General features: G+C 67.8%; 11 protein-coding genes. All 11 read left to right on the top strand.

Going from position 1 to position 14895, the window contains the following annotated elements:
• Positions 1-6: 6 nt before the first annotated feature.
• The 11 genes from ASD34_RS25900 to ASD34_RS25850 all read left to right on the top strand — a co-directional run bounded on the left by ASD34_RS25900 (position 7) and on the right by ASD34_RS25850 (position 14874).
• Positions 7-1053, top strand: a complete 1047-nt coding sequence (locus ASD34_RS25900; protein WP_056584185.1) for a substrate-binding domain-containing protein — start codon at positions 7-9, stop codon at positions 1051-1053.
• Positions 1050-2582 (top strand): sugar ABC transporter ATP-binding protein, encoded by a 1533-nt coding sequence (locus ASD34_RS25895; protein WP_056584182.1) that lies wholly within the window; start codon positions 1050-1052, stop codon positions 2580-2582. Before ASD34_RS25900 ends, ASD34_RS25895 begins: the two co-directional genes overlap by 4 nt.
• On the top strand, positions 2579-3625 hold the full coding sequence (locus ASD34_RS25890; RefSeq protein WP_056584178.1) for an ABC transporter permease: 1047 nt from the start codon (positions 2579-2581) through the stop codon (positions 3623-3625). Before ASD34_RS25895 ends, ASD34_RS25890 begins: the two co-directional genes overlap by 4 nt.
• Before the next feature lie 23 nt (positions 3626-3648).
• Positions 3649-4629 (top strand): aldo/keto reductase, encoded by a 981-nt coding sequence (locus tag ASD34_RS25885; RefSeq protein ID WP_200937660.1) that lies wholly within the window; start codon positions 3649-3651, stop codon positions 4627-4629.
• Between the two features lie 51 nt (positions 4630-4680).
• Complete coding sequence (locus ASD34_RS25880) at positions 4681-5532, top strand: class I fructose-bisphosphate aldolase (RefSeq protein ID WP_056584175.1); 852 nt, start codon at positions 4681-4683, stop codon at positions 5530-5532.
• A 192-nt stretch (positions 5533-5724) separates the two neighbouring features.
• The gene (locus ASD34_RS25875) at positions 5725-10446 is read left to right on the top strand and encodes an RICIN domain-containing protein (protein WP_056584174.1); all 4722 of its coding nucleotides are present in this window, start codon (positions 5725-5727) and stop codon (positions 10444-10446) included.
• 146 nt (positions 10447-10592) lie between these two features.
• Positions 10593-10832, top strand: coding sequence for a F0F1 ATP synthase subunit C (gene atpE / locus ASD34_RS25870; RefSeq protein WP_056584171.1), 240 nt, complete (start codon positions 10593-10595; stop codon positions 10830-10832).
• A gap of 158 nt (positions 10833-10990) precedes the next feature.
• Positions 10991-12196, top strand: a complete 1206-nt coding sequence (locus tag ASD34_RS25865; protein WP_056584167.1) for an ABC transporter substrate-binding protein — start codon at positions 10991-10993, stop codon at positions 12194-12196.
• A gap of 16 nt (positions 12197-12212) precedes the next feature.
• Entirely contained in the window at positions 12213-13133 is a 921-nt protein-coding gene (locus ASD34_RS25860; protein WP_056584164.1) for a branched-chain amino acid ABC transporter permease, read from the top strand.
• Positions 13130-14122 carry a branched-chain amino acid ABC transporter permease gene (locus tag ASD34_RS25855; RefSeq protein WP_056584161.1) on the top strand — a complete coding sequence of 331 codons (993 nt, stop codon included), beginning with the start codon at positions 13130-13132 and terminating at the stop codon, positions 14120-14122. Before ASD34_RS25860 ends, ASD34_RS25855 begins: the two co-directional genes overlap by 4 nt.
• Positions 14119-14874, top strand: a complete 756-nt coding sequence (locus ASD34_RS25850) for an ABC transporter ATP-binding protein (RefSeq protein WP_056584158.1) — start codon at positions 14119-14121, stop codon at positions 14872-14874. The genes ASD34_RS25855 and ASD34_RS25850 overlap by 4 nt, the downstream gene beginning before the upstream one ends.
• The last annotated feature ends 21 nt before the right edge of the window (positions 14875-14895 follow it).

Below are 14895 nucleotides of genomic sequence, written 5' to 3'. Positions count from 1 at the left end.
CAAAGAATGAGGCGTAATTTCCTGAAGTCCGCGGCCGCCGCCGGTATCGGCCTGGCCGGTGCGAGCGCGTTCGCGCAACAGCAAGCCGCAGCCCCCGCGGCGGGTGCCGGCCTGCGCGGCAATGCCAGCGACGTCTACGTGATGAACGTGATGGTCTCGGGCGTCGAGTACTGGTTCCCGGTCTACGAAATGATGAAGCAGCTCGGCCGCACGCTGGGCGTTCGCACCCGCTACACCGGCACGCCGGAGTACGACGTGAACAAGCAGCTCGCATCGTTCGAACAGGAACTGGCGCGCAAGCCCGCCGGCATCCTGCTGCACCCGATGAACCCCGACCCGTTCATCGAACCCATCAACCGCGCCGCCGCGATGGGCATCCCGGTCGTGACCTTCGCGGCCGACTCGCCGAATTCGAAGCGCACCTCGTTCATCACCTCCGACAACGACCGCGAAGGCAACCAGGCCGCCGACGCGATCGCCGCATCGCTCAACGGCAAGGGCGAGTACGCCGTGCTCGAGAACCCGGGCCAGGACAACCACGACCGCCGCATCGCCGCGTTCGTGAACCGCATGAAGGCCAAGCACCCCGGCATGAAGCTGGTCGGCCGCGCCGCCAGCAACCAGGACCCGAACAAGGCCTACCAGGCCGTGCTGAGCCTGGCGCAAGCCAACCCGAACCTGGGCGCGCTGTTCATGCCCGAAGCCAACTCGGCGCTCGGCGCTGCGCAGGCCAAGGTCGAGACCAAGAAGAACATCAAGGTGATGTGCTGCGACGTCAACGCCAAGATCCTGGACATGATCAAGTCGGGCGACGTGTTCGGTGCCATCAACCCGAACCAGGGCATGCAGGGCTACATGGGCATGATGATGCTGTTCCTGGCCAAGAACCCGGGCCTCATCGACCCGATGAACGACGCCAAGCGCAATGGCACTAACCCGATGTCGGTGCCCTTCCTGGACAACGGTCTGGCCGTGGTCAGCAAGGCCAACGCCGACGACTTCTACTGGGACAAGTACCTCGCCCGCCGTGGCACCAAGGGAATCGGCGAGTGAGCACCCCTGCCGCATTGCTTGAACTGCGCGGCATCGCGAAGCGCTTCGGCGCTTCGCGCGCCCTCTCGGGCGTGGACTTCTCGCTGCAGGCTGGCGAGATCCACGCCCTGTGCGGCGAGAACGGCGCGGGAAAGTCGACGCTGATGAACATCATCGACGGCATCCACCAGCCCGACGAAGGCACCATCGCGCTGCGCGGCGACACCGTGGTCATCGACGGCCCCGCGCACGCGATGCGCCTGGGCATCGGCCTGGTGCACCAGGAGATCGCGCTGTGCGCCGACGCCACCGTGGCCGAGAACATCTTCATGCCGGAAATCAACGCCGGCCAGCAGGCGTGGATGAACTTCTCCGCGCTGAACACGCGCGCCGCCAAGGTGCTGGCGCGCCTGGGCCAGGACATCGACCCGGCCGCGCTCGTGCGCGACCTGAGCATTTCGAGCCAGCAGCTGGTGGAGATCGCCAAGGCGCTCACACTCGATTGCAAGGTGCTCATCCTCGACGAGCCCACCGCCGCCCTCACCGACAACGAATCGGCCGCACTCTTCCGCGTGCTGCACGACCTCAAGGCACAGGGCATCGGCATCATCTACATCAGCCATCGCATGGCCGAGATCTTCACGCACTGCGACCGCGCCACCGTGCTGCGCGACGGGCGCAACGTACACAGCGGCCCGCTCGAAGGCATGACGCCCGACGAGCTGGTGCGCCGCATGGTCGGACGCGACCTGGGCAACTACTACCCGCCCAAGCAATCCGCCGTTGCCGACGCGAATGCCGACCCCGTGCTCGAAGTCGACGGCATTGCCGACGACGAGCGCGTGCACGGCATCTCCTTCACGCTCCAGCGTGGCGAGATTCTCGGCATCGCCGGGCTCATGGGCGCCGGGCGCAGCGAGCTGGCCGAGACCGTGTGCGGCCTGCGCCCCGCTCGGCGCGGCGCCGTGCGCCTGAACGGCAAGACGCTGGCCATCCGCAAGTACAGCGACGCGCTGCGCGAAGGCATTGCGTACCTCAGCGAAGACCGCAAGGCAGCCGGCGTGTTCCTCGACCTGCCGATCGCGCAGAACATCTCGTCGATGGCGCTGCGCCGCGTGAGTTCGGCGCTGGGCCTGCTGCAGCGCGCCAGCGAACACCGGCTCGCGGTGCAGCTGGGCGCCAAGCTCAACCTGAAGTCGGACGGCGTGGCGATCGAGGTGTCCAGCCTGTCGGGCGGCAACCAGCAGAAGGTGGCGATCGCGAAGCTGCTGGCCACGCAACCGGCGGTGCTGCTGATGGACGAGCCCACGCGCGGCGTGGACGTGGGCGCGAAATCCGAGATCCACCACATCCTGCGCGACCTGGCCGACCAGGGCGTGGGCGTGGTGGTGATCTCTTCCGAACTGCCCGAGATCATCGGCCTGTGCGACCGCGCACTGGTGATCCGCGAAGGGCGGCTGGCGGGCGAACTGGCCCATGACGAGATGACGGAGGAAGCCCTGCTGCGGCTGGCCTCCGGACTTTGCGAACCCGAAGAGGCAATGGCATGAACTTTCCGACCAGAATCGATGCAGGCGCTGCGGCCACGGCCACAGCCACAGCCGGCTCCCTGCAACCCCGCCGAACAGGAGACCCCGTGAAGCAGGCCAACAAGCTCACGAGCATGCGCGAGGCCGGACTGGTGCTCATCATCGTGGCGCTGTGCGTCGCGATGAGCTTCGCATCGCCCTACTTCCTCACCTGGGACAACGTGCGCGCGATGCTGCTGTCCTTCTCCATCGAAGGCATCGTGGTGGTGGGCATGACCATCTTGCTCATCGTCGGCGGCATCGACCTGTCGGTGGGCTCGGTGGTGTGCTTCGCGATGGTGGTGACCGGCAAGCTCTTTCTCATGGGCATGGACCCGTGGCTCGCGAGCCTGGTGGCCATTGGCGCGAGCGGCCTCATCGGCGCCATGATCGGCGGCTGCGTCACGCGCATCGGGCTGAACCACTTCATCGCCTCGCTGGCCTTCATGGTGATCGTGCGCGGCCTGTGCCTCGCACTCACGCAGGGCACGCCACAGTCGTTGTTCTCGTTGCCGGCCGAGTTCAAGTTCATCGGCCAGGGCACGCTGTTCGGCGTGCCGGCCGTGATCCTGATCTTCCTGGCGATCGTGATCGTGAGCGACTTCGTGCTGCGCCGCTCCACCCTGCTGCGCCGCGTGTTCTACACCGGCAGCAACGAGAAGGCCGCGCTGTACGCCGGCATCCGCGTGGGCCGCGTGAAGTTCTGGGTCACGGTGCTGTGCTCCGCCTCGGCGGGCCTGGCCGGCGTGATCTACACCGCGCGCTTCGGCGCCGCCACGCCGACCTTCGGTATGGGCATGGAACTCAACGTGATTGCCGCGGCCGTGATCGGCGGCGCCAGCCTCAAGGGCGGCTCGGGCACCGTGCTCGGCGCCGTGCTCGGCCTGGCGCTGCTGTCGGTGGTGACCAGCTCGCTGATCCTGCTCGACGTGTCGCCTTACTGGCAGGACGTGATCAAGGGCCTGATCCTGCTCGCGGCCGTGACCATCGACCACATCCTGAACACGAGAAAGACCAAGCGATGAGCAGCGCAACGCAAATGACGCAGATGAAGAAGATCACCCTCGGCCCCTCGGGCATCGAATGCTCGGCCATCGGCCTGGGCACCTGGGCCATGGGCGGATGGATGTGGGGCGGCGGCGACAACGCGGCCGCCGTGATCGCGATCCAGGCCTCGCTCGATGCGGGCGTGAACCTGATCGACACCGCGCCGGCCTACGGCCTGGGCCGCTCCGAGAGCATCGTCGGCACCGCCCTCAAGGGCCGCCGCCACGAGGCCGTGATCGCCACCAAGTGCGGCCTGGTGTGGCACACGCAGCAGGGCACGCACTTCTTCGACGAAGACGGCCACCCGGTGTACCGCTACCTCGGGCGCGACTCGATCTTCCACGAATGCGAAGAGAGCCTGAAGCGCCTGCAGACCGACTACATCGACCTGTACATCACGCACTGGCAGGACCACACCACGCCCGTGGCCGAGACCATGGACGCGCTGCTGGCGCTCAAGAAGCAGGGAAAGATCCGCGCCATCGGCGTGAGCAACGCGACGCCCGAGATCCTTTCCGAGTACCTGAAGCACGGCCCGGTCGATGCGGCGCAGGAGCTCTACAGCCTTATCGACCGCGGGATCGAGACCACGCTGGCGCCGCTGTGCGCCGAGCACAACGTGGCGGTGCTGGGCTATTCGTCGCTGGCGCTGGGCCTGCTGGCCGGGCCCATCGACCCCGCGCGTGAGTTCAAGGGCGACGACCAGCGCGCCACCCACCCGCGCTTCAGCGAAGCCAACCGCGCCAGGCTCAAGGCCTTCTTCGACACGCTGGAGCCGCTGCGCACGCACCTGGGCTGCTCGTTCGGCCAGATGATGATCGCCTGGACCATCGCGCGCGGCACCGTCTCGGTGGCGCTGTGCGGCGCGCGCGTGCGCCAGCAGGCGATCGAGAACGCCGGCGCCGGCGCGGTCGTGCTCGACGGCGAAGCCCTGCAGCTGATCGACGCTGCAGCCAAGCGCCACCTGGACGCGCTCGCCTGAGCGCGCGCCTGTTCCTTTCCTTCCTTTTCCTCAACACGGAGTTCTTCCTTCATGTCGAAAGACAAGACCGCGCGGCTCAACCGCCTGCTGCACAACGGCCGCTGCCTGGACATCGCCCTGGACCACGGCGTGTGCAACGAGCCCACCTTCCTGGACGGCCTGGAGGACATGCCCGGCGTGATCGACAAGCTCGTGGCCGCGAAGCCCGACGCGATCCAGCTGAACTACGGGCAATCCGACCTGCTGCAGAACCGCCCCGGCCGCGAGCGCCCCGCGCTGGTGATGCGGCTGGACATGGGCAACCCCTACAACGCCGTGCACCACCGCGTGATGTGGGCCGTGCTGCAGAACCAGGACGACCCGGTGCTGCCCGCCGTGCAGATGGACGCGGCCTGCGTGGTCGTCAACCTGTTCATGCTGCCCGACGAGCCCGACCTGTTTCGCCAGTGCGTGCAGAACATCGCGCGCGTGCGCGCCGACTGCGAGCGCTACGGCATGCCGCTGATGATCGAGCCACTGGTGATGCAGGCGCCCACTGCCAACAGCCGCTACTCGGTGGACGGCGATGCCGAGAAGATCGTCACGCTCACGCGCCTGGCACGCGAAATGGGCGCCGACATCGTCAAGGCCGACCCCACCACCGACCCCACCGACTTCCACCGCGTGGTGCAGGCCGCGCGCTGCCCCGTGCTCGTGCGCGGCGGCGGGCGCGAAGACCTGCAGCAGGTGTTCGCCCGCTCGCGCGTGCTCATGGACCAGGGCGCCGTCGGCATGGTGTACGGCCGCAACGTGTACCAGCACGCCAACCCCTCGGCGGTGGTGAGCGCGCTGATGGCCATGATCCACGACGATGCGAGCGCCGAGGCGGCCTGGAGCATCTACGAATCGGGCGGCGTGAAGTAACCACGCCGCACTGACGCCTCCGCGAGGAGGACCGGGAGCGCAAGAGAGAAAGAAGCTGTACGGCGGGCAACGCACGCATTGCCCGCCGGGGGTGCGCCTGCGCGTGCACTTTGCATTCAGAGCGACCGAGCGAATCGAGTGAACCGAAGGACAAGAGGGTTCCTGCGAACTTCAAACAACCTGGAGGCGACGATGAAGATCCGGTATTTCCTGATGGCGTTGATGGTGCCGTGCGTCACATTGCTGACGCATGCGGCGATCACGGGGGTCAGTCCGATGACGACCCTCAACAACATGGCTTCAGCGGTCTCGGCGGCCGTGGCCGACCCGCTGCCCCTGCAGGGTCCGGGCCTGGGCAACCTCACCTACACCTCGGCGGAGCTGTTCAAGCCGGTGTCGATGATCACCAGCCCCAACCACCCGCTCGACCCGGCGCACAGCAGCGCCTACGAATCGCGCGAGGTGCCCGCCACGTACCCGGGCCGCAAGGACTACGGCATGAACGCCGGCATCATGGTCAACGGCTACTTCCTCACCTCCTTCGCACCCGACAGCGGCCTCGGCCCCGGCGGCTTCCTGCTGTACGACGTGTCGAACCCGCGCCAGATCCAGCTCGTGAAGAAGATCTACGAGCCCGATGACGCTTCAGGAGGCCGCACCAAGGAGTTCCGCGAGACGCACTCCTTCGGCACAGCGAAGATCGGCGGCAAGACCTACGTGGTGCTGCCCAGCATCAACGGCGTCGAGTTCTGGGACTTCACCGACATCAACGACATCAAGCAGGTGAAGAAGCTGGCGCTGCCCGGCGTCAACGCCGGCGACTACGAGAACGTGGCCTGGCAGCTCTGGTGGCAGGCACCCTATCTGTACGTGGCCTCGGCGGGCCGCGGCATGTTCATCGTCGATGCGACCGATCCCGCGAACGCGGTGATCGCCAACCGCGGCGCAGGCAAGCCCAACCCGGTGCCCACCGGTGAACTCGGCGGCTTCCGAATCGGTCCGATCTTCACGATGGGCAACCACATGGTGCTGACCGCGATGGAAAGCACCGGCGGTTTCGCGAGCCTGGACATCTCCGATCCACTCAACCCCAAGGTGCTCGATTCGATCGCCGGCGCCACGCCGTTCTATTACGCGACCTGCTTCGACGGCAAGACCGTGCACACCTCCGCACGCGGCAGCGGCGCCAAGATGTACAGCTACGACCTGAGCGACCGCTCGCGCTTCGTGGCCGAGGACAACCGGCTCGTCATCGACGAACAGCTGTACTGCGCCACGCAGGACCACTACGTCATTCAAGGCGCGCAGACCCGCATCCACAAAGTGGACGTGAGCAACCCGCTCAACCACGTGGAGGTGGGCCGCGGCAGCATCCTGCGCGAGGACGACCCGAACTTCTCGCACTCGGACAACGGCCAGGTCGCGATGTTCGGCAACCTCGTCTTCGTGGGCAACGACCACGGCTCGGGCAGCGGCTTCGTCGTGCACGCGGTAGAGCCCGACACGAGCAAGCCTGAAGTGAAGCAGGTCTCGCCCGCCAACGGTGCGAGGCAGCAGGCCCTGACCTCGCGCATCGGCCTGGGCATGACCGACAGCATCCGGCCCGAGAGCGTGAACAGCAACACCTTCATCGTGCGTCCGGTGGGCGGCAACACGCTGGCAGGCACCTACAGCGTGCAGCTGGGCATCGTCAACTTCCACCCCGCGCAGCCACTGCAACCGGGCACGAGCTACGAGGTGTTCCTGCCGGCCAACGGCGTGACGGACTATGCGGGCAACGCCATCGCCGCCGACTATCGCGCAACCTTCAACACCGGCAACGCCAGCGACATCAACCTGATGCACCACTGGCCGCTCACGGGCAACCTGAACGACCCGATCGGTGCCAACAACGGCACGCCCGCCACCGGCGACGCGTTCGAGAGCATCGGCCTGAACTTCGCGAACCGCACCGCGGGCGTGCCGCTGAAGAACGACACCGTGGCCACTGCACTGGGCGGCACGGCCTCGCTGAGCTTCTACATGAAGACCACGCAGGCGGGCAGCGCCAGCTCGTGGACCGCACCCGGCATCTTCGGGCGCGACCAGTCAGCCGGCACCGACGACGTGTTCTGGGGTTGGCTGGACAGCGGCGGGCGCATCAAGCTCTCGGTGGGCAATGACGGTGGCACCGCCTCCACCGCGGCCGTCAACGACGGCAACTGGCACCACGTCGTGCTCACGCGCGACGCGGCCTCGGGCGCGCAGGCGGTGTATGTCGATGGCGTGAAGACCACGTCGACCGGGCCGACCGGCACCAAGGGCCTGTCGAACAAGTTCCAGGTCATGGGGCAGATCCAGGGCAACGCCGCACTGTTCAAGGGCACGCTGGCCGAGGTGCGCGTGTACGGCCGCGTGCTCGGCCAGACCGAGGTGGACACGCTGCGCGGCCAGGCCATCATCGGCGACCCGGGCCTGGGCGCGGGGCCCAAGCTGGTCAACGGCCAGCTGACGTTCAACCCCGCGACGCTCGGCGCCACCGGCGTGCAGTTCCGCTGGAACTTCGGCAACGGCACGCAAACGGCGTTCTCGTCGGTACCGAACACCAGCTACACCTACACCACCCCGGGCCACTACACGGTGACCCTGACGGTGAAGGACAGCAGCGGCCGCGAGACCTACTACACCTACAACGTGACCATCATCGCGCCGGTCACCGCGACCGCGCCCACGCACACGACCAACATCGCGGGCGATGCGAGCCGGGTGTACTCGGTGAACCCCGACAGCGGCACGGTGGCCGCCATCGACGCGCAGACTCTCGCCAAGCTCTGGGAAGTGCGCGTCGGCGACGAGGCCAAGACGCTGGCCGTCGGCCCCGACGGCCGCATCTGGGTCGCGGTGCAGGGCGAGGACAAGCTGGTGGCGCTCAACGCCGCCGACGGCTCGCAGTCGGTGTCGATCCCGCTGGCCTACGGCAGCGGCCCGTACGGCGTGGCCTTCACGCCCAACGGCGCCAAGGGCCTGCTCACGCTCGAAAGCAAGTCGGTGCTCATGAGCTTCGACCCTAGCAGCGGCGCCACCACCGGCGCGCTGGCGCTCGAGGGCGGCGTGCGCGGCATCGCCGTGGCCGCCGACTCGCAGGTGGCCTACGTCACGCGCTTCAAGTCGAAGATGACGGGCGGCCAGCTGCACAAGGTGAACCTGCAGTCGATGACCGCGCTGCAGACCATCGCGCTGCCGGTCGACACCACGACCGTCGACACCGAGAGCCGCGCACGCGGCGTGGCCAACTACCTGAGCCAGGTGGTGATCTCGCCCGACGCTTCGCGTGCCGTGCTGCCTTCGAAGAAGGACAACATCGTGCGCGGCCGCTTCCGCGATGGCACCGACCTGCCGCATGACCAGACGGTGCGCTCCATCCTGTCGCAGGTGAACCTGCAGGCCGCCGCCGAGGTGTTCGCCGAACAGATCGACTTCGACGACCGCGCCCCCGCGCGCGCCGCGCTGTATTCGCCCGCCGGCGACTACCTGTTCGTGGCGCAGATGGAAGGCAACCGCGTCGCCATCGTCGACAGCTACACCCGCGCGGTGCGCGGCGAGATCAACGCCAGCAGCGCCCCGCACGGCCTGTACCTCGATGCGGCGCGCAAGCGGTTGTTCGTGAACAACTTCCTGGCGCGCTCGGTGTCGGTGCACGACGTGGCGCAGGTGCTGTCGGCCGAGACCAACGCGGCGATCTTCCTGGGCAACGTGGGCACGGTGGCGCAGGAACCGATGGCCGCCGCCGCACTGCGCGGCAAGCAGGTGTTCTACAACGCGGCCGACCGGCGCATGAGCAAGGACAACTACATCTCCTGCGCGAGCTGCCACGCGGACGGCGGCGACGACGGCATGGTGTGGGACTTCACGCAGCGCGGCGAGGGCCTGCGCCGCACCATCAGCCTGCAAGGGCGGCGCGGCACCAGCCACGGCAAGCTGCACTGGACCGCCAACTTCGACGAAGTGCAGGACTTCGAGCACGACATCCGCAACGAATTCGGCGGCACCGGCTTCCTGAGCAACGCCGACTTCGCGGCCACGTCGAACCCGCTGGGCACGCCCAAGGCCGGCAGGAACGCGCAACTGGACGACCTGGCCGTGTACCTGGGCTCGCTCAACAAGTACATGCGCAGCCCGGCCCGCGCCGCGGACGGCAGCCTGAGCGTGGACGCGGTGCGCGGACAGACCGTGTTCAACACGGCCCAGTGCGCCACCTGCCACACGGGCGCCACCTTCCGCGACGGCCTGCGGCACGACGTGGGCACGATCCAGGCCTCGTCGGGCAAGGGCAGCAACCAGCCGCTGGCGGGCGTGGGCTTCGACACCCCGACCCTGTCGGGCACCTGGAACACCACCGCGTTCTTCCACAACGGCCAGGCGGCCACGCTGCAGGACCTGCTCGCGGGCGGCCACGGCAATGCCTCCAGCCTGCCGGCGAACGACGTGGTGGCCCTGCGCGAGTACGTGCGCTCGCTGGACACCGCGCCGGCGGTGGTCACGCGGCTGCGCTCCGACCTCAACCCGACGATGTGCGTGAACATCAAGGGCGCCTCGACCGCCAGCGGCGCGACGGCGGTGCAGTGGCCGTGCGGCAACGCGGGCAACGAGAAGTTCACGATGACGCCGATCACGGGCGGCTACGTGCAGTTCATCGCCGAGCACAGCGGCCTGTGCCTGGCGCAGAGCGGCACGGCGACCACGAACGCGGCGGTGGTGCAGGTGGCCTGCTCGACGGGCAACACGGCGCAGTGGAGCCTCGTGGGCGGCACGCTGCGCAACCGCGCCTCGGGTTCGTGCCTGGACGTGCCGAACGCCTCGACCACGCAGGACACGGCACTCATCACCTGGACCTGCAACGGCGGCAACAACCAGAACTGGACCCAGCTGCCGTAAGCACCCCGCTTCGCGCCTGACCCCCGGCCGGCCGTTTCGACGGCCGGCTTTTTTTCGTCCGGTGCATGACCTCCTGCGTCATGGATTCGATGCACCCGTTCTGGAACAGTGGGTCCATCGATTCATCAACCCCAGGAGAAAAAACCATGACCGGCCTCGACATCCTCCCGCTCGCCGTCGCCCTGCTGATCGGCATTGCCGCACTCGGTTCATGCCTCGGCATCGCGCTGGTGGGCCAGAAGTTCCTCGAAGGCACGACACGCCAGCCCGAGCTGGTCGACACGCTGCAGACCAAGTTCTTCCTGGTCGCGGGCGTGACCGACGGGGCCTTCATCATCGCGACCGGCATCGGCCTCTGGTTCGCCACGGCAAGCCCGTTTGGTTGACGTTGGCGAACCCCTCCGGCAAGGGCTCGGCGCGGCGGAAGCGACACGGTTCACTGGCACCATTCGTGCTAGTACCGTTGACACCGAATTGTTTACGGCTAAAGTATTTAACTATCAACAGTTCAGTTGTCTCAACCCTTCCCTAGCCGGAGAACCCGATGCGCCCCACGTTCCTGAAATCGCCCGCGCTGCCGCGCACCCTGCTCTCGCTGCTGCTGTGCGGCGCTGCCCTCGGCGCCTCGGTGTCGGCCATCGCCGCACCGGTCAAGGTCGGTTTGGCCCTTGATATTTCGGGGCCTTTCGCGGCTTTGGGCGCCGAGGCACGCGACGGTTTTGCACTCGGCATCAAGCAACTGAACGGCAAGCTCGGCGGGCAGGACGTCGAATTCGTGCAGGCCGACATGGCCGGCAGCCCCGACCAGGCCAAGCAGCTGGTCGACCGCATGATCCAGCGCGACAAGATCGACATCTTCAGCGGCCCCATCGGCTCCAACGTGGCACTGGCCGTGGGCCCGACGCTGTTCAACGCCAAGGTGCCCTACCTCTCGGCCAATGCCGGCCCGAGCCAGTTCGCGGGCGCGCAGTGCAGCCCTTATTTCTTCGGCACCGCCTACCAGAACGACCAGTTTCACGAGGCCGCCGGCAAGTTCGCACAGGACCGCGCCTTCAAGAAGATCGTGCTGATCGCCCCCAACTACCCGGCGGGCAAGGACGCGCTCGGCGGCTTCAAGCGCCAGTTCAAGGGCCAGGTGGCCGACGAGCTGTACACCAAGCTGGGCCAGATCGACTACGCCGCCGAACTCGCGCAGCTGCGCGCGGCCAAGCCCGACTCGATCTACTTCTTCCTGCCCGGCGCGATGGGCATCAACTTCATCAAGCAGTTCGTGGGCGCGGGCCTGTCCAAGGACATCACGCTCGTCACCAGCGGCTTCTCGGCCGACGAGGACGTGATCGGCGCCGTGGGTGAGCCCATGCTCGGCCTGTTCAACACATCGCACTGGGCGCACGACCTGGACAACGCCGCCAACAAGGCCTTCGTGGCTGCGTTCCGCAAGGAATACAACGGCCGCTACCCGTCGGTGTACGCCGCGCAGGCCTATGACGCGATCCTCGCGATGGACGCCGCCGTGAAACAGGCCGGCGGCAACGCGCAGAACCGCGAGGCCGTGGTCGCCGCCCTGAAGAAGGCCAGCTACGCCTCGACGCGCGGCACCTTCAAGTACGCGAACAACCACTTCCCCATCGAGAACTTCTACCTGCGCGTGATCGGCAAGGACGCACAAGGCAAGGTGACGAACAAGCTGATCAACACCGTGCTGACGAACTACGGCGACAGCTACGCCGCCAAGTGCAACATGAAGTGATGCCGCGCGTCCTTTCATGAGCGGCATCCTCGTCCTCGAGCAATTGCTCAACGGCATCGGCTACGGCCTGATGCTCTTTCTTCTGGCGGCGGGCCTCACGCTGGTGTTCGGCATCATGGACGTGCTGAACCTCGCGCACGGCTCGCTGTTCATGGCCGGCGCCTATGTGGCGGCCGAGGCGCACACGCGCACGGGCTCGTTCGCCGCCGCCATCGTCGTCGCGGTGCTCGTCACCGTGGTCGTGGCGCTGCTCATCGAGGTGCTGCTGATGCGCCGCCTCTACAAGCGCGACCACCTGGCGCAGGTGCTCGCCACCTTCGGCGTGATCCTGGTGGCCGACGACATCGTCAAGATGATCTGGGGCCCCTCGCCCATCATGGCGCCCACGCCGGCCGCGCTCTCGGGCCCGGTCGAGCTGATGGACGGCCTGCCCTACCCCTCGTACCGGCTCGTGATCCTCGCGGGCGGCGTGCTGATGGCGCTGGCGCTGTACGTGCTCGTGAACCACACGCGCATCGGCATGCGGGTGCGCGCAGGCGCATCTGACAGGCCGATGGCCGAGCTGATGGGCGTGCGCGTGGGCCGCATCTTCAACGGCGTGTTCCTGCTCGGCGCGGCGCTGGCCGCGCTCGCCGGCGCGCTCATGGGCCCGATCGTCGCGGTGCAGGTGGGCATGGGCGAAGCCATCCTGATCCCGGCGCTGGTGGTGCTGGTGATCGGCGGCATCGGCTCGGTGCGCGGCGCCTTCGTGGCCGCGCTGCTGGTCGGCGTGGTCGACACCATCGGCCGCGCCTTCGTGCCGATGCTGCTGCGCGCCACGCTGCCGCCCGCCACGGCGGCCGACCTGGGACCGCTGTTCGCCGAGGTCGCGATGTACGCGCTCATGGTCGTCGTCCTGATCTTCCGGCCCTCGGGTCTCTTCTCCGCCCGCGCATGAAATTCTCGTCACGCACCTTCGGCCTCGGGCTGCTCCTCGTGGCGCTCGCGGCCTTTCCGCTGGTCGCGCCGCTGTTCGGGCTCGACTTCTACATCGGCTTCGTGCGGCGCGTGCTCATCGTCGCGCTCGCCGCCGCGAGCCTGAACTTCATCCTCGGCTTCGGCGGCATGGTGGCGCTCGGGCACGCGGGCTTCATCGGCATGGGCGCCTACACCGTGGTGGCGCTCAGCGACGCCGGCGTGATGTCGGCCTGGATCCTGTGGCCGCTGGCCGCGCTGGTGGCCGGCGTGGTTGCCGCGCTGATCGGCACGGTGGCGCTGCGCACGCGCGGCGTGTACTTCATCATGACCACGCTGGCCTTTGCGCAGATGCTGTACTTCGTCGTCGTGTCGCTGCGCAAGTACGGCGGCGACGACGGCTACACGCTGATGTCGCGCCCCACGCTGCTGCCGGGCCTGGACCTGGGCAACGAATCGACTTTCTACTGGGTGGTGCTCGTGGTGGTGGCGCTCGCGCTGTGGTGGCTGCATCGCGCCACGCAGGCGCGCTTCGGCCATGCGCTCATGGGCATCCGAGACAACGAGACGCGCATGCGCGCGCTGGGCTATCCGGTGTTCCGTCTGCAGCTCGTGGCCTTCGCCATCTCGGGCGCGATTGCCGGCCTGGCCGGCGCGCTGCTGGCCGGCGGCAACGGCTTCGTGAGCCCGGCGACCATGCACTGGACGCAGTCGGCCACGCTGGTGGTGATGGTCGTCATCGGCGGCCTGGGCCGCAGCTGGGGCGGGCCGGTGGGCGCCGTGGTCTGGCTGGTGCTGGAGGAAGCGCTCAAACAGCACACCGAGCATTGGCACATGCCGCTGGGCCTGCTGCTGATCGCTGTCGCCCTCTGGGCTCCGCGCGGCCTGGCCGCACTGTCGACGAAACGCCGCACGGCTGCTGCCGCTGCCGCCATCACGCCACAAGGCGCCGCAGGGAGCGCCAAGCCATGAGCCTTTTCAGAATCGAAGGGTTGGTCAAGCGCTTCGGCGGCCTGCTGGCGACCGACCATGTGAACCTCACGGTGGAGCGCGGCGAAGTGCATGCGCTGATCGGTCCCAACGGTGCGGGCAAGACCACGCTGGTGAACCTCATCACCGGCCTGCTGGAGGCCGACGCGGGCCGGTTGATGCTCGACGGGCAGGACATCACGGCCTACAAGGACCACCAGCGCGTGGCCGCCGGCATGTCGCGCTGCTTCCAGGTGACGCGCGTGTTCGCGAAAGAAACGGTGCACGACAACCTGATGCTCGCGGCGCAGGCCCATGCGGGCAGCAGCCTGCGCTTTCTCGCACCGCGCGCGAACGAACGCGACCTGGTCGACCGAGCCCACGCGCTGGCCGACCGCGTGGGCCTGGGCAGCGAGCGCCACCGCATCGCGGGCACGCTGCCGCACGGTGCGCAGCGCGCGCTCGACGTGGCATTGGCGCTGGCCGCCGAGCCCAAGCTGCTGCTGCTCGACGAGCCGATGGCCGGCATGGGTCCGGACGAATCGGCGCGCATGGTCGACCTCATCGAATCGCTGCGCGAATCGATGGCGATCCTGCTCATCGAGCACGACATGGACGCCGTGTTCCGCCTCGCCAACCGGCTCACGGTGCTGGTGCAGGGCAAGGTGCTGATGAGCGGCACGGCCGATGAGGTGCGGGGCCACCCCGATGTGCAAGCCGTGTACCTCGGCACCGAAGCGGAAGGGCATCTATGACTCCCCCCCAGGCTACGCGCA

It is taken from the genome of Variovorax sp. Root473 (assembly GCF_001426505.1).
GTDB lineage: Bacteria > Pseudomonadota > Gammaproteobacteria > Burkholderiales > Burkholderiaceae_C > Variovorax.
This window is presented reverse-complemented; position numbering and strand designations above follow the sequence as displayed.